Genomic DNA, 20,247 nt, shown 5'->3' on the forward strand with positions numbered 1-20,247 from the left:
CGCCGCGGCGCCCGCGCAGGCCGCCACACCCGAGCCCACCGACTCGAACCCCGGCTACGTGACCCCGCTCGTGCGCAAGCTCGCGAGCGAGCACGGCATCGACCTGGCCTCGCTCACCGGAACCGGTGTCGGCGGCCGCATCCGCAAGCAGGACGTGCTCGACGCCGTCGAGGCCGCCAAGTCGGCACCCGCCCCGGTCTCGGCTCCCGCCGCCGCCGCGGCGAAGGCCGCGCGTACCCCGCTCGAGACCTCGCCGCTGCGCGGCACCACGCAGTCGTTGTCGCGACTGCGCAAGGTGCTGGCCCAGCGCGCCGTCGAGTCGATGCAGTCGACCGCGCAGCTGACCTCGGTCGTCGAGGTCGACGTGACGAACATCGCCCGCTTCCGCGACTCGGTGAAGAAGAGCTTCCAGGAGAAGACCGGCGCCAAGCTGTCCTTCCTCCCGTTCTTCGCCCTCGCCGCCGCCGAGGCGCTGAAGGCCTACCCGGTCATCAACTCCACCCTCGACGGCGACTCGATCGTCTACCCGGACCACGAGAACATCAGCATCGCGGTCGACACCGAGCGCGGCCTGCTGACCCCGGTCCTGAAGAACGCGTCGGACCTGAACCTCGCGCAGATCGCCTCCACCATCGGCGACCTCGCGGAGCGCACCCGCAACAACAAGCTCAAGCCCGACGAGCTGGCGGGCGGCACGTTCACGCTGACCAACACGGGCTCGCGCGGCGCGCTGTTCGACACCCCGGTGGTCTTCCTCCCGCAGACCGCGATCCTCGGGACCGGCATCGTGACCAAGAAGCCCGCCGTGCTGCAGGTCGACGGTCAGGACGTCATCGCGATCCGCTCGACGGTGTACCTCGCGCTCTCGTACGACCACCGCACCGTCGACGGTGCCGACGCGGCGCGCTTCCTGGTCGCGATCAAGGAGCGCCTCGAGGAGGGCTCGTTCGAGAACGACCTCGGTATCTGAGCGGACGCGTCCGCTGAGGAGACGGCCTAGCCGGCCTCCTCGGCGAACACCTCGCGGATGAGCCAGCCGGCCTCCGTCCTGATGATCAGGACGGAGGCCGCTGTCGTCTCCCCCGCCTCGGAGCGGACGTCGATCGCGAGGAGGGAGGACGCCCCCTGCTCGTCGGTCACCACGGCGCGGTCGACCGTTCCGAGTCCTGCGACGAACTCCGGCGCGCCCGGTGAGCGGAGCGGGGAGTCCTCGGCCGTCACGGCGGCGGCACACGTCGGCTCCTCCTCCGCGGAGCAGGACGCGAAGCTCCCCAGCAGCGCGATCGCCGCTTCGGCGGCCGGGAGCTCCGCCGAGGGCGGCTCGATCGGACCCGCGGAGGGAGCGATCTCCGCGGTCGCCCGCACGGAAGGCCCGGGTGCGGGGCGCACCTCCTCTCCGCTCCCCGAGACGAGCGCAGCGACCAGGGCGCCCGCGACCACGGCCGCCGCGGCGAGCAGAGGACCGCGTCGTGCGGACGCCCTCGCGACGGCCCGGCTCCTCCAGCCGTCGAGGGGGTGCACTCGCCGATGCCGGGCGGTGGCCTCCGCTCCCGCCGTCGTCGGGCGACGCCGGAGGCGGCGTCGCCACCTCTCCGCGATCGCGGCCGCGGGAGCGCGAGCGCCCGGGGGCCCGGTCTGCTGCGGAACCGGCTCCGCCGCGCGAGTGCCGGTGCGGTGAGCAGCGCCCCGAGGGGCGCGGGAGCCGCCGAGCGGTAGAGGTGCGCTTCGAGTGCCGCGAGGTCGGCGTCGTCGGGAGGGGCCGACCCGGGTGCCGCCGCGAGCAACACCGCGCGGAAGTCCGACTCCGGCGTCGGAGCGGGCCGCTCCTCTTCGAGGAGGAGGACGGGCCGCCCGTCCGCCGTCAGGCCGATGGCTGCGGCGTCGACCGGCAGCAGGACGCCGTGGTCGCGCGCATCCCTCAGAGCCCCCGCGATCGGAGCGAGGACCGTCACGGCCGCGCCCGGCGGCAGCCGGTGCCCGCGCTCGAGGATCCGCGCGAGCGTCTCGACCACAGCGGGTCGCGTCAGGAGGACCACGACGCCGTCGTCCTCGGCGAGATCGACCAGGCTCTCGCGATGCCCGTGGGGCGGAAGTGCGGCCAGCCCGCTCCGGAGCACCGAGGCCGACTGCTCGGCCGAGCACCGGCGCGCCTCGAGCACGTCCCCGTCCGGAGCACGCACGCGGTGTCCACGCGCCGACGGACCGACGACCTCGTAGCCGGCGACCGTCCGCCCCCGCTCCTCCTGCCCGTGCGTCCGCGTCGATCCCATCCGACGAGCATCTGCGGACAGAGCGATCCGTCCGGCGCACCGGTCCGGATCTGTGGAGGACTCGGCGGAGCCGTCACCCGGGGAGGAACGGCGCTCCGGATCGAGCGGGAACGGTCCTCCTGTCCGGGTCGGCTCGGTATCCTTGAGGACATGGCACGCAGCACGGAACCGTCGACGAAGGCGGTCAAGGAACCCGGACGTCTCAAGCAGATGTGGCAGGTGTTCCAGATGACCCGCCGCTACGACAGCAGCGCGGTCTGGATCATCCTGCTCGCGACGCTGCTGCCCGTGCTGCTCGGCGTCCTCCTCGGGATCCTGCTGGGCGACGGCAACGGCTTCGTCATCGCGCTCTGGATCCTCGTGGGCGTGCTCGCGGGCATGGTCGCCGGACTCGCCGTGCTCTCCCGTCGTGCCGAGCGCGCGGCCTACGGACAGATCGCCGGCCAGCCCGGCGCGGTCGGAGCGGTGCTCCGCAGCGGTCTGCGCGGCACGTGGACCGGCACCGAGATGCCCGTCGCCGTGAACGGCAAGACCCAGGACGCCGTCTATCGCGCCGTGGGCCGCGGCGGTGTGGTGCTGATCGCGGAGGGCCCCGCCGGCCGCACCAAGCGCATGCTCGACGAGGAGCGCCGCAAGGTGACCCGCATCCTCCCCAACGTCCCCGTCACGTTCGTCCACGTCGGCCCCGATGCCGACTCCGTGCCGCTGCACCGCATCCCGCGCACTCTCGCCAAGACGAAGAAGGCGCTCACCAAGGCCGAGGTCCTCGCGGTGAAGAACCGCCTCGCCTCGCTCAACACGTCGCTCCCGATCCCCAAGGGCGTCGACCCGTTCAAGGTCCGCCCGCAGCGCTCGCGCTGAGGCCCGCCCCGACGTCTCAGTAGCGGACGAGGACCGTTCCCGCGACCTTGTCGTGGAAGCCGCGTTGGTCCGAGTCCCAGACCAGTGCGGGGACCAGCACGGCCAGGAGCAGCGAGCGCACGAGCGGGCGCCACGCCCCCACCCAGCCGCCGCCGAGTCGGACGACGCGCATCCGGAGCAGGCGGTGGCCGATGCTTCCGCCGATGGTCGGGATGAAGACCGCCTGCAGGATCACGAAGAGGATCAGACTCGCCCAGCGGTCGTAGGAGAAGAATGCGAGCGAGATCAGGGCCGCGATCGCGAAGTCGACGGCCAGGGCCGCGAACCTGCGTCCCGGTCGCGCGATCGACATCCGCCCCTCGCGGGGCAGTCCGAGGCGCTCCCCCGGCCAGTGGCTCGGGGGGACATCGGCGAAGGTCCTGCGTTCCGGTCCGGGCATGGATCCATCGTATCGGCGCTCTCCTGGGCTCTCCCGCGCGCGTCGAGCGAGGATGAGTCAGACTCACGTAACATGCTCGAAACAAGGGGGACATTCCAGGGACACACCCCGTCACTAGCCTGGGACGGCTGCGCTCAGCAGTAACCCGTTATGCCATAGGAGACTTCTGCATGTTCAAAGATTCTTCCGAGGTGCTCAAGTTCATCAAGGACACGGACGTCAAGTTCCTCGACATCCGGTTCACCGATCTCCCCGGTGTCCAGCAGCACTTCAACATCCCCGCCTCGACCGTCGACGAGGAGTTCTTCTCCGTCGGCCAGCTCTTCGACGGGTCCTCGATCCGCGGATTCGCGAACATCCACGAGTCGGACATGCAGCTGATCCCCGATGTGACGACCGCCTACGTGGACCCGTTCCGCGTCGAGCGCACCCTGATCCTCGTCTTCGACATCTACAACCCGCGCAACGGCGAGATCTACTCGAAGGACCCGCGCCAGGTCGCCAAGAAGGCCGAGAAGTACCTCGCCTCCACCGGCATCGCCGACACCGCGTTCTTCGCCCCCGAGGCCGAGTTCTACATCTTCGACGACGTCCGCTACGAGATCACGCAGAACTCGGCGTTCCACTCCGTCGACTCCATCGAGGGCGCCTGGAACTCGGGCCGCGTCGAAGAGGGCGGCAACCTCGGCAACAAGACGCCCTACAAGGGCGGCTACTTCCCCGTGAGCCCCGTCGACAAGCAGGCCGACCTGCGCGACGACATCTGCCTCAAGCTGATCGACGCCGGCCTCATCCTCGAGCGCTCGCACCACGAGGTGGGCACCGGCGGACAGGCCGAGATCAACTACCGCTTCGACACCATGGTGCACGCGGCCGACGACATCCTGAAGTTCAAGTACATCGTGAAGAACACGGCCGAGCAGTGGGGCAAGACCGCCACGTTCATGCCGAAGCCCCTGTTCGGCGACAACGGCTCGGGCATGCACACCCACCAGTCGCTGTGGAACGACGGCACCCCGCTCTTCTACGACGAGAACGGCTACGGCGGACTCTCCGACCTCGCCCGCTGGTACATCGGAGGCCTGCTCAAGCACGCTCCCGCCGTGCTCGCGTTCACGAACCCGACAGTGAACTCCTACCACCGCCTGATCCCGGGCTTCGAGGCGCCGGTGAACCTGGTCTACTCGGCCGGCAACCGCTCCGCGTCGATCCGCATCCCGATCACGGGCACCAACCCCAAGGCCAAGCGCATCGAGTTCCGTGCGCCCGACGCCTCGGGCAACCCGTACCTCGCCTTCGCCGCGCAGCTGATGGCGGGCCTGGACGGCATCAAGAACCGCATCGAGCCGCACGAGCCGGTCGACAAGGACCTCTACGAGCTGCCCCCCGAGGAGGCGAAGCTCATCCCGCAGGTCCCCGCGACCCTGGGCGAGGCTCTCGACGCCCTCGAGGCCGACCACGACTTCCTGCTGCAGGGCGGCGTGTTCACCCAGGAGCTCATCGACACCTGGATCGAGTACAAGCGCGAGAAGGAGATCAAGCCGCTCGCGCAGCGCCCGCACCCCTTCGAGTTCGAGCTGTACTACGGCGTCTGAGCCGATCCGGTCCGGTCCAGGTCGGACCGCAGAGGGCCGCTCTCCTTCGGGAGGGCGGCCCTCCGTCGTTGCCGGAGCGTCTCAGCGCGTCGTCGGCTCGCCGTCGGCCGGACCGTAGAAGCGGCGCTCGAAGACGGCGCGGGCGCGCCGGGTGACCCCGAGGTAATCGTCCTCGAGCTGGGTCGCGGAGCCGGCGGGGTACTCGAGGAGGCGCGCGACGCCCTCGAGCTGCATGCGGTCGGTCGGGAGCACGTCGCTCGTGCGGTTCGACCAGAGCGTCATCGCCGAGCGCACGCGTGAGGAGAGCAGCCAGGCCGCCCGGAGCCGCTCGGCATCGGTGGCGGTCAGCAGCTCCGCCTCCTCGGCCACGCGCAGAGCCGTCAGGGTCGACGTCGTGCGCAGCTCCGGGATCGCGTGCGCGTGCTCGAGCTGGAGGAGCTGCACGAGCCATTCGACGTCGCTCAGCGAGCCGCGGCCCAGCTTGAGATGGCGCTTCGGGTCGGCGCCCTGCGGCAGCCGCTCGTTCTCGACCCGTGCCTTGATCCGCTTGACCTCGCGGATGTCGCGGTCCGAGATCGCGGACGGGTAGCGGACGCCGTCCGCGAGGGCGGCGAAGTCGCGGATCAGGGCGTCGTCGCCGGCGACCCCTCGTGCTCGCAGGAGCGCCTGCGCCTCCCAGGTCAGCGACCAGCGCGCGTAGTAGGCGCGGTAGGAGTCGAGCGAGCGCACCAGCGGGCCGTTCTTCCCCTCGGGCCGGAGATCGGCGTCGAGGTCGAGCGGCAGCCGCGAGTCCTCGGTGAGGCGGACGAGCTCCGAGACGAGGAACTGCGCGTAGAGCTGGGCGTCGCGCGGCTCGCCCGCGCCGGGACGCTGCACGTACACGACGTCGGCGTCGGAGCCGAAGCCGAGCTCCGCTCCCCCGTAGCGGCCCATCCCGATGACGGCGAACTCGAGATCGGCGCCCGGACGATCGGCGTTCGCACGACGCACCGACGCGAGCACTCCGGTCAGCAGCGCCGAGATGATGTCGGTCAGGCTCTGCGCGATCTGCTCGATGGTGCTGAGGCCGAGGACACCGCCGATCGCCGTCCGCAGGACCTCGCGTCGGCGCATGGCCCGCAGGACGCCGGCGACCGCCTCCGGAGTGTCGTGACGCGCCAGGACCGCGCGGACCTCCTCGGCCAGCTGCGCGGCGCTGCGCGGGCGCAGGTCGTCGTCGTCCTCGAGCCACGCGGCCGACTCCGGGATGCGATCGAGCAGCTCGCCGACGTAGCGGGAGCCGGAGAGCACCGTGGTGAGGCGCTTGGCGGCACCGGAGGAGTCGCGCAGCATGCGCAGGAACCAGGGCGTGCCGCCGAGGGTGTCGCTCAGCCGCCGGAAGGCGAGCAGCCCGTAGTCCGGATCGGCGCCGTCGGCGAACCACTGCAGCATGACCGGCACCAGGTGCCGCTGGATGCTCGCGCGCCGGGAGACGCCGGAGGTCATCGCGGCGATGTGCCCGAGGGCGCCCCGGGCGTCGATGAAGCCGATGGCGGCGAGTCGGGCCTCCGCCTGTCCGGTCGAGAGCTCGGCACCGCCGTCCGGCAGCGAGGCGACGGCCGAGAGCAGCGGGCGGTAGAAGAGGCGCTCGTGCAGGCCGCGGACGCGGTGCTTGATCCCGTTCCAGAGAGCGAGGAGCTCCTCAGCGGACCGCGCGAGACCGCTGGAGCGCGCCAGGGTCCGCAGCTCGTGCTCGTCGCGGGGCATCAGGTGCGTGCGGCGCAGTCGACGCAGCTGGAGGCGGTGCTCGAGCAGCCGGAGCGCGCGGTAGTCCTTCGAGAACTCGTCCGCGGCGGAGCGCCCGATGTAGCCGCGGTCGGCGAGAGCGCCGAGCGCGAGGAGCGTGCCGGGCATGTGGATCTCGTGGTCCGTCTGCCCGTGCACGAGCTGCAGGAGCTGGACGGTGAACTCGATGTCGCGCAGGCCGCCGGGGCCGAGCTTGAGCTGGTAGTGCACGTCGTTCTGCGGGATGTGCTCGGTGACGCGCTCGCGCATCCGCTGCACCGACTCGACGAAGTTCTCGCGCGAGGCGCTGGACCAGACCTTCGGAGCGACCGCGTCGACGTAGGCCTGACCGAGCTCGACGTCGCCCGCGAGCGGACGCGCCTTCAGGAGTGCCTGGAACTCCCAGCTCTTCGCCCAGCGGTCGTAGTAGGTGACGTGGGACTCGAGCGTGCGCACCAGGGCGCCCTGCTTGCCCTCGGGCCGCAGGTTCGGGTCGACCTCCCAGAGCTCGGGCTCCAGCGCCAGCGCGGAGGCGCCGCGCATGAGGAGGACGGCCAGGCGGGTCGCGATGTCGATCGCCCGCGCGTTCGACAGCTCGCGCTCGGGGTCGCCCTCGGCGACGAAGATGACGTCGACATCGCTGACGTAGTTGAGCTCGTGCGCTCCGGCCTTGCCCATCCCGATGACGGCGAGGCGCGTCGCGGCGACCTCGTCGCGGGTGAAGCGACCCGGGCCGACCCCCGCGACCAGATCCGTGCGGGCCACGGCCAGGGAGGCCTCCAGGGCGGCGCCCGCGAGATCGGCGAGAGCCCGGGTCACCCGGTCGATGGCCGCGACCGGGTCGGTCTGGGACAGATCGTGCACGGCGATGCGGGTGAGGAGGCGACGGTAGCGGACACGGAGCGCGACCCAGCCCGCCTCCTCCCCCACCGCCGCGAAGCCGTCGACGGCGCCCACGGACTCGAGGAGGTCATCGCGGAGCTCGGAGCGCCCGGGGAGGGTGAGCACCGGGTCGAGGAGGCTCCGCAGCTCGTCGGGGCGCCGCTGCAGGAAGTCGGCGATGCCCGACGACGCCCCCGTGACCTTCAGGAGCCGCACGAGGGCGTCGTCGTCCGCGAGGACGGCGTCCATCCTGTCGCGGTGGCTCCGCAGCAGATCGATCAGCGCCTGGAGCGCCGCGTCGGGGTCGGCCACCGACGCGAACGCCGGGACGACGGAGGCCAGGGACCGACCGGCGAGCTGCTCCGCCTCCGCGATCCGCGCCCCGGTCTCGCCGAGTTCGGCGAAACCGAGGCGCGCGATGTCACTGAGAGTGCGTTCGCGAGCCATGCGACGAGCGGATCAGAGCATCTCGAGGTTGCTGCGCAGCTCGTACGGAGTGACCTGGGCGCGGTACTCGGCCCAGTCCTTCCGCTTGTTGAGCAGCACGAAGTTGAACACCTGCTCGCCGAGCGTCTCGGCGACCAGCTCCGACTCCTCCATCAGCGAGATGGCGCGGTCGAGACTCGCCGGCAGCGGGCTGTAGCCCAGTGCGCGGCGCTCGGCGTCGGTGAGCGACCAGACGTTGTCCTCGGCCTCGGCGGGGAGCTCGTAGCCCTCCTCGATGCCCTTGAGTCCCGCGGCCAGCAGCAGCGAGTAGGCGAGGTAGGGGTTGGCGGCCGAGTCGAGAGCGCGGTACTCGATGCGCGAGGACTGGCCCTTGTTCGGCTTGTACAGCGGCACGCGCACGAGGGCGGAGCGGTTGTTGTGGCCCCACGAGACGTAGCTGGGGGCCTCGTCGCCGCCCCAGAGGCGCTTGTAGGAGTTCACGAACTGGTTGGTGACAGCCGTGATCTCGGGAGCGTGCTTGAGCAGCCCCGCGATGAACTGCCGGCCCAGCTTCGACAGCTGGTACTGCGCACCCTGCTCGTAGAACACGTTGACGTCGCCCTCGAAGAGCGAAAGGTGGGTGTGCATGCCCGAGCCGGGGTGGCCGGAGAGGGGCTTGGGCATGAAGGTCGCGTACACGCCCTGCTCGATCGCCACCTCCTTGATGACCGTCCGGAACGTCATGATGTTGTCGGCCGTCGTGAGCGCGTCCGCGTAGCGCAGATCGATCTCGTTCTGACCGGGTCCCGCCTCGTGGTGACTGAACTCGACCGAGATCCCGAGGTCCTCGAGCATGCGGACGGAGCGGCGGCGGAAGTCGTGCGCCGTGCCTCCCGGGACGTTGTCGAAGTACCCGGCGGAGTCGACGGGCTCGGGCCCCTCGGCGCCGAACGTCGACGACTTCAGCAGGTAGAACTCGATCTCGGGGTGCGTGTAGAACGTGAACCCGCGCTCGGCGGCCTTGGCGAGGGTCCGCTTGAGGACGTTGCGCGGGTCGGCGACGGCCGGCTGCCCGTCGGGCGTCGTGATGTCGCAGAACATGCGCGCGGTCGGATCGATCTCACCGCGCCACGGCAGGATCTGGAAGGTCGACGGGTCCGGGTGCGCGAGGACGTCGGCCTCGAACGAGCGGGTCAGCCCCTCGATGGCCGAGCCGTCGAAGCCGAGGCCCTCGGCGAACGCCCCCTCGACCTCCGCCGGCGCGATGGCGACCGACTTCAGAGTGCCGACGACGTCGGTGAACCAGAGGCGAACGAATTTGATCCCTCGCTCTTCAATGGTGCGAAGAACGAAGTCCCTTTGCTTGTCCATCGAGGCCCTTCCTGCTCGCCTCTAAGGCTAGTGGCTCCGCTGACCGCCCGCGGGGCGCTGCGGCGGGCCCGGAGCCGGCGCCCGACCCGCCGGTAGACTGGCGCGCATGTCAGCGCAGCCGGTGAAACGCGTTCGAACCCGCCACTTCCAGAACGCGAAGGACTCCGGTGTGCGCATCACGGGTCTGACGAGCTACGACCAGCTCACCGCGCGGATCTTCGACGAGGCGGGCATCGACTTCCTCCTGGTGGGCGACTCCGCGGGCAACAACGTGCTCGGCTACGACACGACCCTCCCGGTCACCGTCGACGAGCTGATCCCCTTCGCCCGGGCGGTCGCCGGAGCGGTCGAGCGGGCCTTCGTGGTCGCCGACATGCCGTTCGGATCGTACGAGTCCGGCCCCGACGACGCGCTGCACACGGCGTTCCGCTTCATGAAGGAGACGCACGCGCACGCGGTCAAGCTCGAGGGCGGAGTGCGCTCCGCCGAGCAGATCCGGCGGATCGTCGACGCGGGCATCCCCGTGATGGCGCACATCGGCTTCACCCCGCAGAGCGAGCACGGCCTGGGCGGCCACATCGTGCAGGGTCGCGGCGACGGCCTCGAGCAGCTCCTCGCCGACGCGCGCGCCGTGCAGGAGGCGGGCGCTTTCGCGGTCGTGCTCGAGATGGTTCCCGGCGAGGCGGCCCGCCGGGTCACCGAGGAGCTCCGCATCCCCACGATCGGCGTGGGCGCGGGACCGCACGTGGACGGTCAGCTCCTGGTCTGGACGGACTTCGCCGGCTTCACGACGGGCCGCGTGCCCCGCTTCGTGAAGCAGTACGCCGACCTGCGCGGCGTGCTCACCGGAGCGGTCACCGCCTACCGCGAGGACGTCGAGTCCGGGGAGTACCCGGGCCCCGAGCACAGCTACGAGTAGCCGGCCTCAGCGGTCCTCCGCAGCCTCCTCCTCGGCCCACTTGCGGCTGTTCTCGCGGAGCCTCTCGGGAGCCGCCGCCGCCTCCTCGCGGGAGGAAAAAGGTCCGACGCGGTCGACGGACGGGGACTGGTACCCCTGCTCCACCGCACCGGTCTTGGAGTTGTACCACCAGGAGGTCTCGTCGCCGTCAGCCATGGCGCCGATCCTACGCTCGGTCGCCGGGGGGCTGTCGGGCCCGCTTCGCTAGCATGACCCGTATGACTGCATCGACGACCGCCATCGGCATCGACATCGGGGGGACCGGGATCAAGGGGGCGTTCGTCGACCTCGAGGCCGGAGCCCTCCTCAGCGAGCGCGTGAAGCTCGCGACGCCCGAGGGCGGACGTCCGAAGGACATCATCGCCGTCGTGACGCAGATCATCGACGCCCTTCCGGACGTGGCCGCCGACACCCCGGTCGGCATCTGCTTCCCCGCCGCCGTCGTGCACGGACGGACCATGTCCGCGGCCAACGTCTCGGACGAGTGGATCGGCCTCGAGGCCGAGAAGCTGTTCGAGGACGCGATCGGCCGCGACATCTTCTTCGTGAACGACGCCGACGCGGCCGGCTACGCCGAGGCGCGCTTCGGTGCGGCGAAGGACAAGCCCGGCCTCGTGCTGATGACCACCCTCGGAACCGGCATCGGCACCGCGCAGATCTACAACGGCGTGCTCATCCCCAACGCCGAGCTCGGCCACCTCGAGATCCACGGCGGCGACTACGAGAAGAAGGCGTCCTTCGCGGCCAAGGAGCGCGAGGACCTCGACTACAAGCAGTGGGCGAAGCGGCTGCAGCGCTACTACTCCCACCTGGAGGCGCTGCTCTGGCCCGACCTCTTCATCGTCGGCGGCGGCATCTCGAAGCACTACAAGGAGTTCCTGCCGCTGCTGGACCTCCGGACCCCCATCGTGCCGGCGGAGCTCCGCAACAACGCGGGGATCCTCGGTGCGGCCGCTCTCGCCGGAGGCGGCGTCCACTCCTGAGCGATCCGCCCCGGACGTCGAAGACCCCGCAGCGCTGGGCGCTGCGGGGTCTTCGTGCGAAGGGGCCGGCTGATACGCCGGGTTCTGTTCACGCCGCGCCTCTCGGCGGGCGCTGGACGGCCATCTCTCTCGGAGTCGCGTCGCCACGACCCTCCAGCGGTCTACCCGAGGACCCGACGAGCAGCCGCATCGTCCTCTGTCTGACCTTGCTCCGGGCGAGGTTTACCGAGCGGACCGGATCACTCCGGCCCCTGGTGGTCTCTTACACCACCGTTTCACCCTTACCGCGGGCCGGAGCCCGTGGCGGTCTGTTCTCTGTGGCACTGTCTCGCGGGTCGCCCCGGGTGGGTGTTGCCCACCGCCCTGCTCTGCGGAGCCCGGACGTTCCTCGGCACCGGAGCTCTCGCTCCGGCGACGCGGCCGTCTTGCCGACCCGTTCGCCCGTCCAGTGTAGGGCGAGCTCAGGCGAGCGTCGACTCGTCTCCGCGGACGAGGATGCAGCCGCTGTCGGGGCAGAGCACGACGTCATCGGGAGCGCTGGCTCGGATCCACGAGAGGTCGGACTCGGTGAGCGCGACTCCGCTGCCCTCCGAGACCTTGCCGCGCAGGAGCGCCGCTCCGACGCCGTACCGGGCGCGCTGCGCCTCGTAGAGCTCGACGAGGTCGGCGGGGATCTTCTCGACGAGCGAGGCGCGGTCGCGGGCGAGCGCCTCCTGCTTGCCCGCGAGCTTCTCGGCCTGGGCGTCCTTCTCGTCGGCGAGGGTGTCGAGCGCGGCGACGACCTCGTCGCGCTCGGCCTGCGCGGCGGCGACCTCGGCGTCGATGCCCTCGATGCGCTCCATCAGGGTGAGCTCGATGTCCTCGAGGTCGCCGCGCCGCTTCACCAGCGAGGTGATCTCGCCCTCGAGAGCGGCGATGTCCTTCGCCGACGACGCGGTCTGGAGGCGGTCGCGATCGCGGGCGAGCCGCTTCTCGACCACGCCGACGTCGGACTCGATCCGGCCCAGCTCGGTGCGGACGTCCTCGAGGCGGCCGAGCCGCTCGGCGAGGGCCCGGCGGGTCTCGTTGTTGCGCGCCTGCAGCGCCTGGATCTTCGCGATCTGCGGCAGCGTGGCGATCGCGTGGCGCAGCTGAGCGGCTCGCGTGTCGAGAGTCTGCAGGGTCAGTAGCTCGCGCTGGTCGGCGGGGCTGGCTTTCACGTCGCGGTCCTCGTTCCCGGCACAGGAGGTCGTGCCGGCTCCATTCTCGCGTGTCGCGCCGGGCTCAGTGGACGATCGCGAAATCCCACGGATCGGTGCGGGTCTCGCTGACATCGACGGCGACGGTCGGCAGCGCCTCGCGGAGGGCGGCGGCGGCGACGTCGAGCCAGAGCCACTCGCTCGCCCAGTGCGAGACGTCGATCAGCGCCGGGCCGGTGCCGTGCAGGGCCTTCTCCCGCGCCTCCGACGCCGGGTGGTGCCGGAGGTCGGCCGTGATGTACACGTCGCTCGTGCGCACGGCGGGGGCGTCGAGGAGGGAGTCGCCGGCTCCTCCGCAGAGCGACACGCGGCGCACGGCGGTCTCGTACCCGCCGGCGGCGCGCACTCCCCCGGCGGTGGCGGGCAGCAGATCGGCCACGGCCGCAGCCAGGCGGCCGAGGGTCACCTCCTCGGGCAGATCGCCCACGCGTCCCAGCCCCACGGCGGGATCCGCGCCGGGAACGATCGGTGTGGCGCCCGTCAGGCCGAGGCGGGTCGCGATCACGTCCGACACTCCGTCGGCGACGATGTCGGCGTTGGTGTGCGCCGAGACCAGGGCGCACCCGCCTCGGATCAGGTCGGCGAGCAGTCGGCCCTTGTAGCCGTCCTCGGCGATCGAGGTGACTCCGCGCAGCAGGAGCGGGTGATGCGCGACGAGCAGCTGGTAGCCGCCGCCGACCGCCTCCTGGACCGTGTCGGCGACGACGTCGACCGTGAGGAGGATCCGCTCGACGGAGGAGTCGGGGTCGCCCGTCACCAGGCCGGGAGCGTCCCAGCTCTCGGCGGCGGCCTCGGGCCAGAGACGGTCGATGACGGCGTGGACGTCGCGCAGGGAGGGCATGGCTCCAGGGTAGGCGCCGAGGTCAGCGGGCGTGGTCCGACTCGACCGCGCGGATGGCGGCGTCCGAGACCGAGGCGTCCTCGTCGAGGTCCGCGGCGAGGTAGTCCTCCGACTCCGGCAGCCGCACCGTGATGCCGCCGTACTGCTCGACCTCGAGCGTGCCGACCAGACCGGACGCGGCGAGCACGTGGCCGCCGAGCGTGCCCGTGGTGTCGACGAAGTGGGTGTGGAGCCCGGCCACGCTGATGCCCTGGAACGCCTTCGGCGCGACGAAGCCGAGCAGTGTGCCCTCGACGCGGTCGAGGTGCAGCTCGCGCTGATCGTGCATCGCGTCGGCGAGACGGAGGTAGGGCTTCACCTGCGCGATCGGCTGGCGCAGGGTCAGGCGGTCGAAGCTCCCCCGCACGCGGATACCGAGGAACACGTTGTGGCTCGCGACGAGGCTCCGGACGGCGGCCAGCAGCCCGTCCAGCGACGGCACGTCGTGCAGCGGGACGGCGACGTCGGCCTCGAAGCGCGAGACCTCGGCGAAGGCGACGCGGTCGTCGGGCTCGAGCACCGCGACCGAGCCGTCGCCGCGGAACAGCCGGTGGACGCCGTCGAGGATCACGAGCTCGCCGTCCATCCGATCGCCGCAGCCCAGGCCGAAGTCGCCGGCCGCGTCGACCTCGGCGCGTGCGACGACCCCGTCGAAGAGCCCGGCGAGCAGGGCGTCGACGAGGGAGAACTGCGTGATGAGTCCGCGCGGAGCGGTCGGAGTCGGCATGCAGTCAGTCTGGCGGAGCGGGCCCGACCCGCCTGTCCCCTGTTCGCGGCGATCGTCAGGACCGCCACGGGAGGTCCCGACGATCGCCCCGGGGGCTCAGAGGAGGGCGGACTCCTGCGTGTAGATCGCCTTGACCTGCGCGGCCGTCAGCGCGACGTCCCAGACCCGCAGCCGCGCCACATCCGCGATCGCGAAGTTGCCGAGGACCCCGCCCGTCCGGCTTGCACCGACCGTGAAGTCGGCGGGCAGAGGGTTGAGGCCGGCGGTGAAGGCGTAGGGGTTCCGCGCGTAGGTCGCTCCGGTGGAGTCGGTGAACGACGGGTAGGCCGACGCGACCCCGTTGAGGTAGCTGGTGGCGACGGCACCGTCGTAGGTGCCGACGTGCAGCTGCCAGACCCCCGGCGTCATCATCGTCTTCGTCGCGGAGTAGTCGCGCGGATAGGGGTACCCCGGCGTGGCGCCTCCGGATCGGGAGACGTAGAAGCAGGCGCGGTCCGCGCCGCCGTAGCTGCTCACGTCGTAGAAGAGGCCGTACGAGCGGCCCGCCGCGCCCGCGGAGTCGCTCCACACGCCGGCGACGCAGCCGGTGTTCGGATCGTTCTGCCGGACCCAGGCGGCCACGGTGACCTTGCCGGAGCCGGCGCCGCGGTTGAGCGCGCCGACCGAGGCCTTCGGGACAGCGAGGGCGGAGGAGCCCTTGAGCGCGAGTCCGCGGCCGAAGGGGGTCGCGATCGTGGCCGCCGCGGTCGATCCGATCTGCGAGAGAGGGAACGCCCCGTTCGACGCGGTGAACGGGCCGGAGGTCTGCGCGAAGTCCCAGCGGGCGACGGGAGTGGGCACGGTCACGGGCGCGTCGTGGGCGGAGTGGTCGTCCCGAGTGCGGCGTGCCAGCGGAAGATGGCGTCGATGCCGTCCTGGTTGGCCCACGAGGGCGGGTTGTGGCCGAGCGTGTGGTAGCGCACGCTCGCCTCCTTGGCCGTCGACTTCGCCTTGGCGACGAGAGCGAGGCCGTGCAGCGTCGGCGGGACGCTCGTGTCGACGTGATCGGCGTCCGAGACGATCACGCGGATGTTCGTCCCGGCCCAGGCGGAGGACGGCAGGCGCTTGGGATTGTGCGCGTCGATCTGCGCGGTGCTTCCGAACGCGTCGCCGATGGAGATGCGGCCCCGCAGCGAGCGGTCGTGGATGTCGCGGAGGTCGTACACGCCGTTGACCAGGTAGAGGCCGTTGATGCCGGGGATGACCTTCGAACCGTAGTTCTCGCAGGCGAGCGCGCCGCCGGCCGACAGCGACCACATGTAGCTCGCGCGGATCGGGAAGAGGCCCGAGAGGTAGGCGTGGCCGTTGCGCTGGTGGCGCTGCGCCGTGTCGTTCGTCCAGAGCGTGCCGCCGAGCGTCTGGCAGATCGCGATCGCGCCCTTCTCGACCGCCAGCTCGGCGGGGTACTTGAAGACGCTGTTGAGCGAGTTGTGGTCGGCCTGCGCCGAGTGGATGAACCAGATGACGGGCACCGGGGTCGCCTGGTTCGGCTTCACGCTCTGCGGGATGAAGATGCGCGCGGAGTCGCCGCCTATCGAGACGACGAGGTTGTCGTAGAGGACGCGCTTGTTCTGGGTCGGCACGTTGATCTTGCGGCTGATCTCGCCGGGCAGGCCGGGGACCGGGGCCGCGGAGGCGGCCGTGGCGGGCAGGGTCGCTGCTCCCAGCGCGAGGGCGCCGGAGAGGGCGCCGCCGACGACGGTGCGCCGCCGGAGGGAGGAGGAGGTGGAGGATGCGCGACCCGCGGCGTCGTCGTGGGGGGACATGGCTTCTCTTCCTGCAGAGGCCGCTCGCTCCGCGGCGGCCGGTCGACCCGACTCGGCGGAGGCGGACCGTCTCACCGTACCCGTCGGACGTGTCGGGCGGGTTTCCGGATTCTCGGTGAACCGCGGCCCCGGGCCGAGGGAGGGCATGCCCCACAACGCAGAAGAGCCGCCCCGGAGGGCGGCTCTTCTGTCTCGGTGGATCCGAGGGGATTCGAACCCCTGACCCCCTGCATGCCATGCAGGTGCGCTACCAGCTGCGCCACGGACCCGTTCGTCGTACATGTTCCGTTCCCTCCGCCCGGCGGAAGCAACTCGAATAATCTACAACACGAAGTGCGTCAGACGAAATCGAGCCCCGCCACCGGGCGTGTTCCTCAGAGCGAGGGGGCCGAGGAGTCCGCGGGGACGGGCTGGTCGACGGTGAACGGCACGGTCGGGCAGTCCTTCCACAGGCGCTCGAGGGAGTAGTACATCCGGTCCTCCTCGTGGAAGACGTGGACGACGAGGTCGCCGAAGTCGAGCAGGATCCAGCGCCCCTCGGAGCGGCCCTCGCGGCGCAGGGGCTTCCGGCCCGAGGCGATGAGGCGGTCCTCGACCTCGTTGGCGATCGCGACCACGTTGCGCTCGGAGCGCCCGGTCACGAGCAGGAAGATGTCGACCAGCGGCAGCGGACCCGACACGTCGAGCGCGACCAGGTCCTCCCCGCCCTTGGAGTCGGCGGCGGTGGCCGCGATGTCGAGCAGTGCGCGGGCGGAATCGGTCGCAGTCATGAAGCCTTCAGTGTCGGGGAGAGCGGATCAGAAGATGTTGAGGACGAAGCCGCCGATGAACAGCGCGATCGAGGCGACGAGGAGGACGGCCGCGGTGATCGCGAGGACGATCGGAGCGCTGATGCCGCGCTTCTTCTGCGGGGCGATCATCGCGGTGCCGGCGGCGTGCGTGGAGACGGCGCTCGAGGCGCGGACCGGCTCCGAGTCGGCGGCGGGCTGCTCCCGGTCGATCCGGTCGACGTAGCGGTCGACGTCGGGCGAGTCGTACAGGTTCGGGTGCTGACCCGTCGAGCCGAGGCTGCGCGGCAGCTCGAACGTGCCGGTCACGAGGACCTCACCGGTGTCGGTGCGCCCCTCGACGACCTCTCCCGCGCCGGTGGTCGGGAGGATCAGGGCGTTGGTCGTCGTCACCGCTCCGGTGGAGGAGACCCCGCGGGCGATGAGCTCGTCGAACGAGGCGTCGACCTCCTCCTTCGACTTGCTGTCGAGCTCCTCCGTGATGGCGAGGTGCTCGATCGGCGGATGGAAGCTGCCCGTGATCTCCGTTGCCTTCTCGTCGCCGAGGTCGAGGGTGCCGACGGTCGCGAAGAGGGCAGTGTTGAGCTTGGGCTCGACCGCACCCTCGTCGGCACCCGTGCGCTCGTCGGTCTCCGTGCGCTCGTCGGTCTCCGTGCGCTCCTCGGAGTCGGAGGCGGGCGCCTCGCGGCCCGGCCGAGGGTGGCGGGCTCTTCGGCCCGGGTCGCCGCTTCGCCGGGTGCGCCATCGGCGGTCGGGGAGGCCGCGAGCCGTTCCGCCTGCTGCTGGGCGTGCAGTGCCCGGAGCTCTCGGCGCGTGAGGCTCGAGCGCTCGACGCCCTCGGGCAGGACGACCTCGAGCGCGGCGTCCGCAGGTCGGGCTCACCGGCCGGGGCCGCCGGCGGCGCCTCGACGCGGAGGGTCTGCACGGGGGTGAGCACGGGCATGTCGCCCGCGGCGGTCACCGAGGCGGTGGCGGCGCGCCGCGACGTCGTCGGCGCCGCGGCGGCCGGAGCGAGCCCGGCCTCGCGACGTTCGCGCTCGCGGATCTCGCGCCGGGTGAGCGGCTTCTCCTCGGGCTGGGCTGTCATGACGTACTCCGATACAGATGGTGCTTCGAGATGTACTGGACGACACCGTCGGGAACCAGATACCAGACCGGATGACCCCGGTTCACGCGGCTCCGACAGTCCGTCGAGGAAATCGCGAGCGCCGGAATTTCCAACAAGGATACGTCCTGCGCCGGCAATCCCGAAACGTTGAGGACGTGCCCCGGCCGACTGACCGCGACGAAGTGCGCCAGCTCCCAGAGCTCGTCGTAGTCCTTCCAGCTCAGGATCTGCGCCACCGCATCGGCTCCGGTGATGAAGAAGAGCTCGGCGTCCGGGTGCGCGGCGTGGATGTCGCGCAGCGTGTCGATCGTGTAGGTGGTCCCGATCCGGTCGACATCGACGCGGCTCACGGTGAAGCGCGGGTTCGATGCGGTCGCGATGACCGTCATCAGGTAGCGGTGCTCGGCGGAGGTCACGGTCTTCTTGTGCCAGGGCTGCCCCGTCGGCACGAAGACGACCTCGTCGAGGTCGAACGACTGGGCGACCTCGGACGCCGCCACGAGGTGCCCGTGGTGGATCGGGTCGAACGTTCCGCCCATCACGCCGATGCGGGGACGACGGGGGTCACCGCCGACGGCGGACGTCACGATCGCAGTGCCTCCGGCCTAGTGGCCGTGTCCGTGCTGGTCGGCCGATCCGGTGGTCTTGTGCGCGTGGCGGTTCGCCACGTCGCGGTAGCTCCAGGTCACGAAGCCGAGGCCGACGAACGCGACGGCGGCGATGAGGCCGAACACGATCGCGGGGAACGGCAGCTCGACGTGCGTCGATGCTTCTGCCAGGACGGTCGTGGCCAGGGACATTCGGTGCTCCTTGAAGGTCGTGGTGCCCGCGCGGGCGCTGTCGAGTCTACCCGGCCGCTGTCGGGACTAGGCGCGGACCTGCCCGGCACCGCGGAGCAGCCACTTGGTGCTCGTCAGCTCGGGCAGCCCCATCGGGCCGCGGGCGTGCAGCTTCTGGGTGGAGATGCCGACCTCGGCCCCGAAGCCGAACTCGCCTCCGTCGGTGAACCGGGTCGACGCGTTCACCATGACGACGGCCGAGTCGACCTCGGCCAGGAACCGCTCGGCGTGAGCGAGGTCGTTGGTGACGATCGACTCCGTATGGTGCGTGGAGTAGCGGGCGATGTGGTCCATCGCCGCGTCCAGGTCGTCGACGATCGCGACGGCGATGTCCAGCGAGTAGTACTCGGCCGACCAGTCCTCCTCCGTCGCCGCGACCGCGGAGGGGTGCAGGGCCCGGACGCGGTCGTCGCCGTGGACCGTCACGCCCGCGCGCTCGAGCCGACCGAGGACGGGCGGGAGGAGGCGCTCCGCGGCGTCGCGGTGCACCAGCAGGGTCTCGAGGGCGTTGCAGGTGCTCGGGCGCTGCGTCTTGGCGTTGTGCACGATGTCGACCGCCCACTGCTCGTCGGCCGAGGCGTCGAGGAAGACGTGCACCACTCCCGCCCCGGTCTCGATGACCGGCACCGTGGATTCCGTGACGACGGACTCGATGAGCCCGGCACTCCCCCGCGGGACGAGGACGTCGACGTACCCCCGGGCGCGCATGAGCGCCTTCGCCCCCTCGCGTCCGTGGTCGTCGACCGTCTGCACCAGCTCGCGCGGCAGGCCGACGGAGGCGATCGCCTCCTGGAGCAGCTCGACCAGCACCCGGTTGGTGTGCTCGGCGGCGGACCCGCCGCGCAGGATCACCGCGTTGCCGCTCTTCAGTGCGAGGGCGGCGATGTCGATGGTCACGTTCGGGCGAGCCTCGTAGATCGCACCGACGACGCCGAACGGGACGCGCACCTGCGTGAGCGAGGCGCCGTTGGGCAGGTTCGACCCGCGCACGGTCTGCCCGACCGGGTCCACGAGACCGGCGACGGCCACGACCGCGTCGGCCAGGGAGCCCAACCGCGCTTCGTCGAGGCGCAGGCGGTCCTGCAGGCCGGTGCTCATGCCGTTCTCGCGGCCGTTCGCGAGGTCGAGCGCGTTCGCCGGCACGATGCGGTCGGCTCCGGAGCGGACGGCGTCGGCGATCGCGAGGAGGGCGCGGTTCTTCAGCTCGGTCGTCGCACTCCGCAGCGAGCGGGAGGCGGTGCGGGAGGCGGCGAACCGCTCCGTCAGAGCGGTGCTGTCCAGGGTCGTCTGCGGCATCCGGACAGTGTAGTCCG

20 protein-coding genes, 1 tRNA gene and 1 other RNA gene are annotated in these 20,247 nt (G+C 71.2%); 5 read left to right on the top strand and 17 right to left on the bottom strand.

The genetic code is table 11. From position 1 onward, the window contains the following. A partial coding sequence (sucB, locus tag B0T42_RS16540; protein ID WP_077224147.1) for a 2-oxoglutarate dehydrogenase, E2 component, dihydrolipoamide succinyltransferase occupies nt 1-970 on the top strand: 970 nt, incomplete at its 5' end. A 26-nt stretch (nt 971-996) separates the two neighbouring features. Here sucB and B0T42_RS16545 read toward each other — a convergent pair. After that, nucleotides 997-1,440 (bottom strand): hypothetical protein, encoded by a 444-nt coding sequence (locus B0T42_RS16545; protein ID WP_158078164.1) that lies wholly within the window; start codon nt 1,438-1,440, stop codon nt 997-999. Between the two features lie 980 nt (nt 1,441-2,420). Between B0T42_RS16545 and B0T42_RS16550 the strand changes: the two genes are divergently transcribed. Then, nucleotides 2,421-3,131, top strand: a complete 711-nt coding sequence (locus B0T42_RS16550; protein ID WP_077224162.1) for a DUF4191 domain-containing protein — start codon at nt 2,421-2,423, stop codon at nt 3,129-3,131. Between the two features lie 16 nt (nt 3,132-3,147). Here the strand turns inward: B0T42_RS16550 and B0T42_RS16555 are convergent, their stop codons facing one another. Beyond that, a complete protein-coding gene (locus B0T42_RS16555) occupies nt 3,148-3,570 on the bottom strand; it encodes an RDD family protein (protein WP_077224149.1) in 423 nt (140 codons plus the stop codon). A gap of 170 nt (nt 3,571-3,740) precedes the next feature. Here B0T42_RS16555 and glnA point away from each other — a divergent pair, with 170 nt between their 5' ends. Then, nucleotides 3,741-5,165: a type I glutamate--ammonia ligase gene (gene glnA, locus B0T42_RS16560; protein WP_077224150.1), complete on the top strand. Its 1,425-nt coding sequence runs from the start codon at nt 3,741-3,743 to the stop codon at nt 5,163-5,165. An 81-nt stretch (nt 5,166-5,246) separates the two neighbouring features. Here the strand turns inward: glnA and B0T42_RS16565 are convergent, their stop codons facing one another. Then, nucleotides 5,247-8,258: a bifunctional [glutamine synthetase] adenylyltransferase/[glutamine synthetase]-adenylyl-L-tyrosine phosphorylase gene (locus tag B0T42_RS16565; RefSeq protein WP_077224151.1), complete on the bottom strand. Its 3,012-nt coding sequence runs from the start codon at nt 8,256-8,258 to the stop codon at nt 5,247-5,249. Between the two features lie 12 nt (nt 8,259-8,270). Continuing rightward, the gene (locus B0T42_RS16570; RefSeq protein ID WP_055792319.1) at nt 8,271-9,608 is read right to left on the bottom strand and encodes a glutamine synthetase family protein; all 1,338 of its coding nucleotides are present in this window, start codon (nt 9,606-9,608) and stop codon (nt 8,271-8,273) included. 106 nt (nt 9,609-9,714) lie between these two features. On the opposite strand from B0T42_RS16570, the gene panB reads away from it, so the two are divergent. Next, a complete protein-coding gene (gene panB, locus B0T42_RS16575) occupies nt 9,715-10,527 on the top strand; it encodes a 3-methyl-2-oxobutanoate hydroxymethyltransferase (protein ID WP_077224152.1) in 813 nt (270 codons plus the stop codon). A 6-nt stretch (nt 10,528-10,533) separates the two neighbouring features. Here panB and B0T42_RS16580 read toward each other — a convergent pair whose 3' ends face one another. Then, a complete protein-coding gene (locus tag B0T42_RS16580) occupies nt 10,534-10,722 on the bottom strand; it encodes a hypothetical protein (RefSeq protein WP_055792325.1) in 189 nt (62 codons plus the stop codon). A gap of 62 nt (nt 10,723-10,784) precedes the next feature. Here B0T42_RS16580 and ppgK point away from each other — a divergent pair, with 62 nt between their 5' ends. After that, on the top strand, nt 10,785-11,549 hold the full coding sequence (ppgK, locus tag B0T42_RS16585) for a polyphosphate--glucose phosphotransferase (protein WP_077224153.1): 765 nt from the start codon (nt 10,785-10,787) through the stop codon (nt 11,547-11,549). 57 nt (nt 11,550-11,606) lie between these two features. On the opposite strand, the gene rnpB is transcribed toward ppgK, so the two are convergent. The 12 genes from rnpB to B0T42_RS16640 all read right to left on the bottom strand — a co-directional run bounded on the left by rnpB (nt 11,607) and on the right by B0T42_RS16640 (nt 20,230). After that, nucleotides 11,607-11,985, bottom strand: an RNA gene (rnpB, locus tag B0T42_RS16590) — RNase P RNA component class A. A 25-nt stretch (nt 11,986-12,010) separates the two neighbouring features. After that, nucleotides 12,011-12,748, bottom strand: a complete 738-nt coding sequence (locus tag B0T42_RS16595) for a zinc ribbon domain-containing protein (protein WP_077224154.1) — start codon at nt 12,746-12,748, stop codon at nt 12,011-12,013. Between the two features lie 64 nt (nt 12,749-12,812). Further along, complete coding sequence (locus B0T42_RS16600) at nt 12,813-13,628, bottom strand: Nif3-like dinuclear metal center hexameric protein (RefSeq protein ID WP_077224155.1); 816 nt, start codon at nt 13,626-13,628, stop codon at nt 12,813-12,815. Between the two features lie 22 nt (nt 13,629-13,650). Then, nucleotides 13,651-14,394 carry an acetolactate decarboxylase gene (locus B0T42_RS16605; protein ID WP_077224156.1) on the bottom strand — a complete coding sequence of 248 codons (744 nt, stop codon included), beginning with the start codon at nt 14,392-14,394 and terminating at the stop codon, nt 13,651-13,653. 96 nt (nt 14,395-14,490) lie between these two features. After that, the gene (locus B0T42_RS20225; RefSeq protein WP_158078165.1) at nt 14,491-15,240 is read right to left on the bottom strand and encodes a LamG-like jellyroll fold domain-containing protein; all 750 of its coding nucleotides are present in this window, start codon (nt 15,238-15,240) and stop codon (nt 14,491-14,493) included. Beyond that, nucleotides 15,237-16,199, bottom strand: a complete 963-nt coding sequence (locus B0T42_RS20230) for a hypothetical protein (RefSeq protein WP_158078166.1) — start codon at nt 16,197-16,199, stop codon at nt 15,237-15,239. The genes B0T42_RS20225 and B0T42_RS20230 overlap by 4 nt, the downstream gene beginning before the upstream one ends. A 196-nt stretch (nt 16,200-16,395) precedes the next feature. Beyond that, nucleotides 16,396-16,468, bottom strand: a tRNA-Ala gene (locus B0T42_RS16615). Between the two features lie 105 nt (nt 16,469-16,573). Further along, nucleotides 16,574-16,969, bottom strand: a complete 396-nt coding sequence (gene rsfS, locus B0T42_RS16620) for a ribosome silencing factor (protein WP_077224157.1) — start codon at nt 16,967-16,969, stop codon at nt 16,574-16,576. 27 nt (nt 16,970-16,996) lie between these two features. Further along, complete coding sequence (locus tag B0T42_RS16625) at nt 16,997-17,869, bottom strand: hypothetical protein (protein WP_077224158.1); 873 nt, start codon at nt 17,867-17,869, stop codon at nt 16,997-16,999. Nucleotides 17,870-18,070: 201 nt separating this feature from the next. Next, nucleotides 18,071-18,682 carry a nicotinate-nucleotide adenylyltransferase gene (nadD, locus tag B0T42_RS16630; protein ID WP_077224159.1) on the bottom strand — a complete coding sequence of 204 codons (612 nt, stop codon included), beginning with the start codon at nt 18,680-18,682 and terminating at the stop codon, nt 18,071-18,073. 18 nt (nt 18,683-18,700) lie between these two features. Continuing rightward, nucleotides 18,701-18,895: a hypothetical protein gene (locus B0T42_RS16635; protein ID WP_077224160.1), complete on the bottom strand. Its 195-nt coding sequence runs from the start codon at nt 18,893-18,895 to the stop codon at nt 18,701-18,703. A gap of 66 nt (nt 18,896-18,961) precedes the next feature. Beyond that, the gene (locus B0T42_RS16640) at nt 18,962-20,230 is read right to left on the bottom strand and encodes a glutamate-5-semialdehyde dehydrogenase (RefSeq protein WP_077224161.1); all 1,269 of its coding nucleotides are present in this window, start codon (nt 20,228-20,230) and stop codon (nt 18,962-18,964) included. Between the last annotated feature and the right edge of the window lie 17 nt (nt 20,231-20,247).

This window comes from Rathayibacter rhapontici, from assembly GCF_001995175.1.
GTDB lineage: Bacteria > Actinomycetota > Actinomycetes > Actinomycetales > Microbacteriaceae > Rathayibacter.

What these genes read in the sequence shown, in the direction of transcription:
- B0T42_RS16550 (WP_077224162.1), top strand. Translation starts at nt 2,421, where the DNA reads ATGGCACGCAGCACGGAACCGTCGACGAAGGCGGTCAAGGAACCCGGA.
- B0T42_RS16555 (WP_077224149.1), bottom strand. Translation starts at nt 3,570, where the DNA reads ATGCCCGGACCGGAACGCAGGACCTTCGCCGATGTCCCCCCGAGCCAC.
- glnA (WP_077224150.1), top strand. Translation starts at nt 3,741, where the DNA reads ATGTTCAAAGATTCTTCCGAGGTGCTCAAGTTCATCAAGGACACGGAC.
- B0T42_RS16565 (WP_077224151.1), bottom strand. Translation starts at nt 8,258, where the DNA reads ATGGCTCGCGAACGCACTCTCAGTGACATCGCGCGCCTCGGTTTCGCC.
- B0T42_RS16570 (WP_055792319.1), bottom strand. Translation starts at nt 9,608, where the DNA reads ATGGACAAGCAAAGGGACTTCGTTCTTCGCACCATTGAAGAGCGAGGG.
- panB (WP_077224152.1), top strand. Translation starts at nt 9,715, where the DNA reads ATGTCAGCGCAGCCGGTGAAACGCGTTCGAACCCGCCACTTCCAGAAC.
- B0T42_RS16580 (WP_055792325.1), bottom strand. Translation starts at nt 10,722, where the DNA reads ATGGCTGACGGCGACGAGACCTCCTGGTGGTACAACTCCAAGACCGGT.
- ppgK (WP_077224153.1), top strand. Translation starts at nt 10,785, where the DNA reads ATGACTGCATCGACGACCGCCATCGGCATCGACATCGGGGGGACCGGG.
- B0T42_RS16600 (WP_077224155.1), bottom strand. Translation starts at nt 13,628, where the DNA reads ATGCCCTCCCTGCGCGACGTCCACGCCGTCATCGACCGTCTCTGGCCC.
- B0T42_RS16605 (WP_077224156.1), bottom strand. Translation starts at nt 14,394, where the DNA reads ATGCCGACTCCGACCGCTCCGCGCGGACTCATCACGCAGTTCTCCCTC.
- B0T42_RS20230 (WP_158078166.1), bottom strand. Translation starts at nt 16,199, where the DNA reads ATGTCCCCCCACGACGACGCCGCGGGTCGCGCATCCTCCACCTCCTCC.
- rsfS (WP_077224157.1), bottom strand. Translation starts at nt 16,969, where the DNA reads ATGACTGCGACCGATTCCGCCCGCGCACTGCTCGACATCGCGGCCACC.
- B0T42_RS16635 (WP_077224160.1), bottom strand. Translation starts at nt 18,895, where the DNA reads ATGTCCCTGGCCACGACCGTCCTGGCAGAAGCATCGACGCACGTCGAG.
- B0T42_RS16640 (WP_077224161.1), bottom strand. Translation starts at nt 20,230, where the DNA reads ATGCCGCAGACGACCCTGGACAGCACCGCTCTGACGGAGCGGTTCGCC.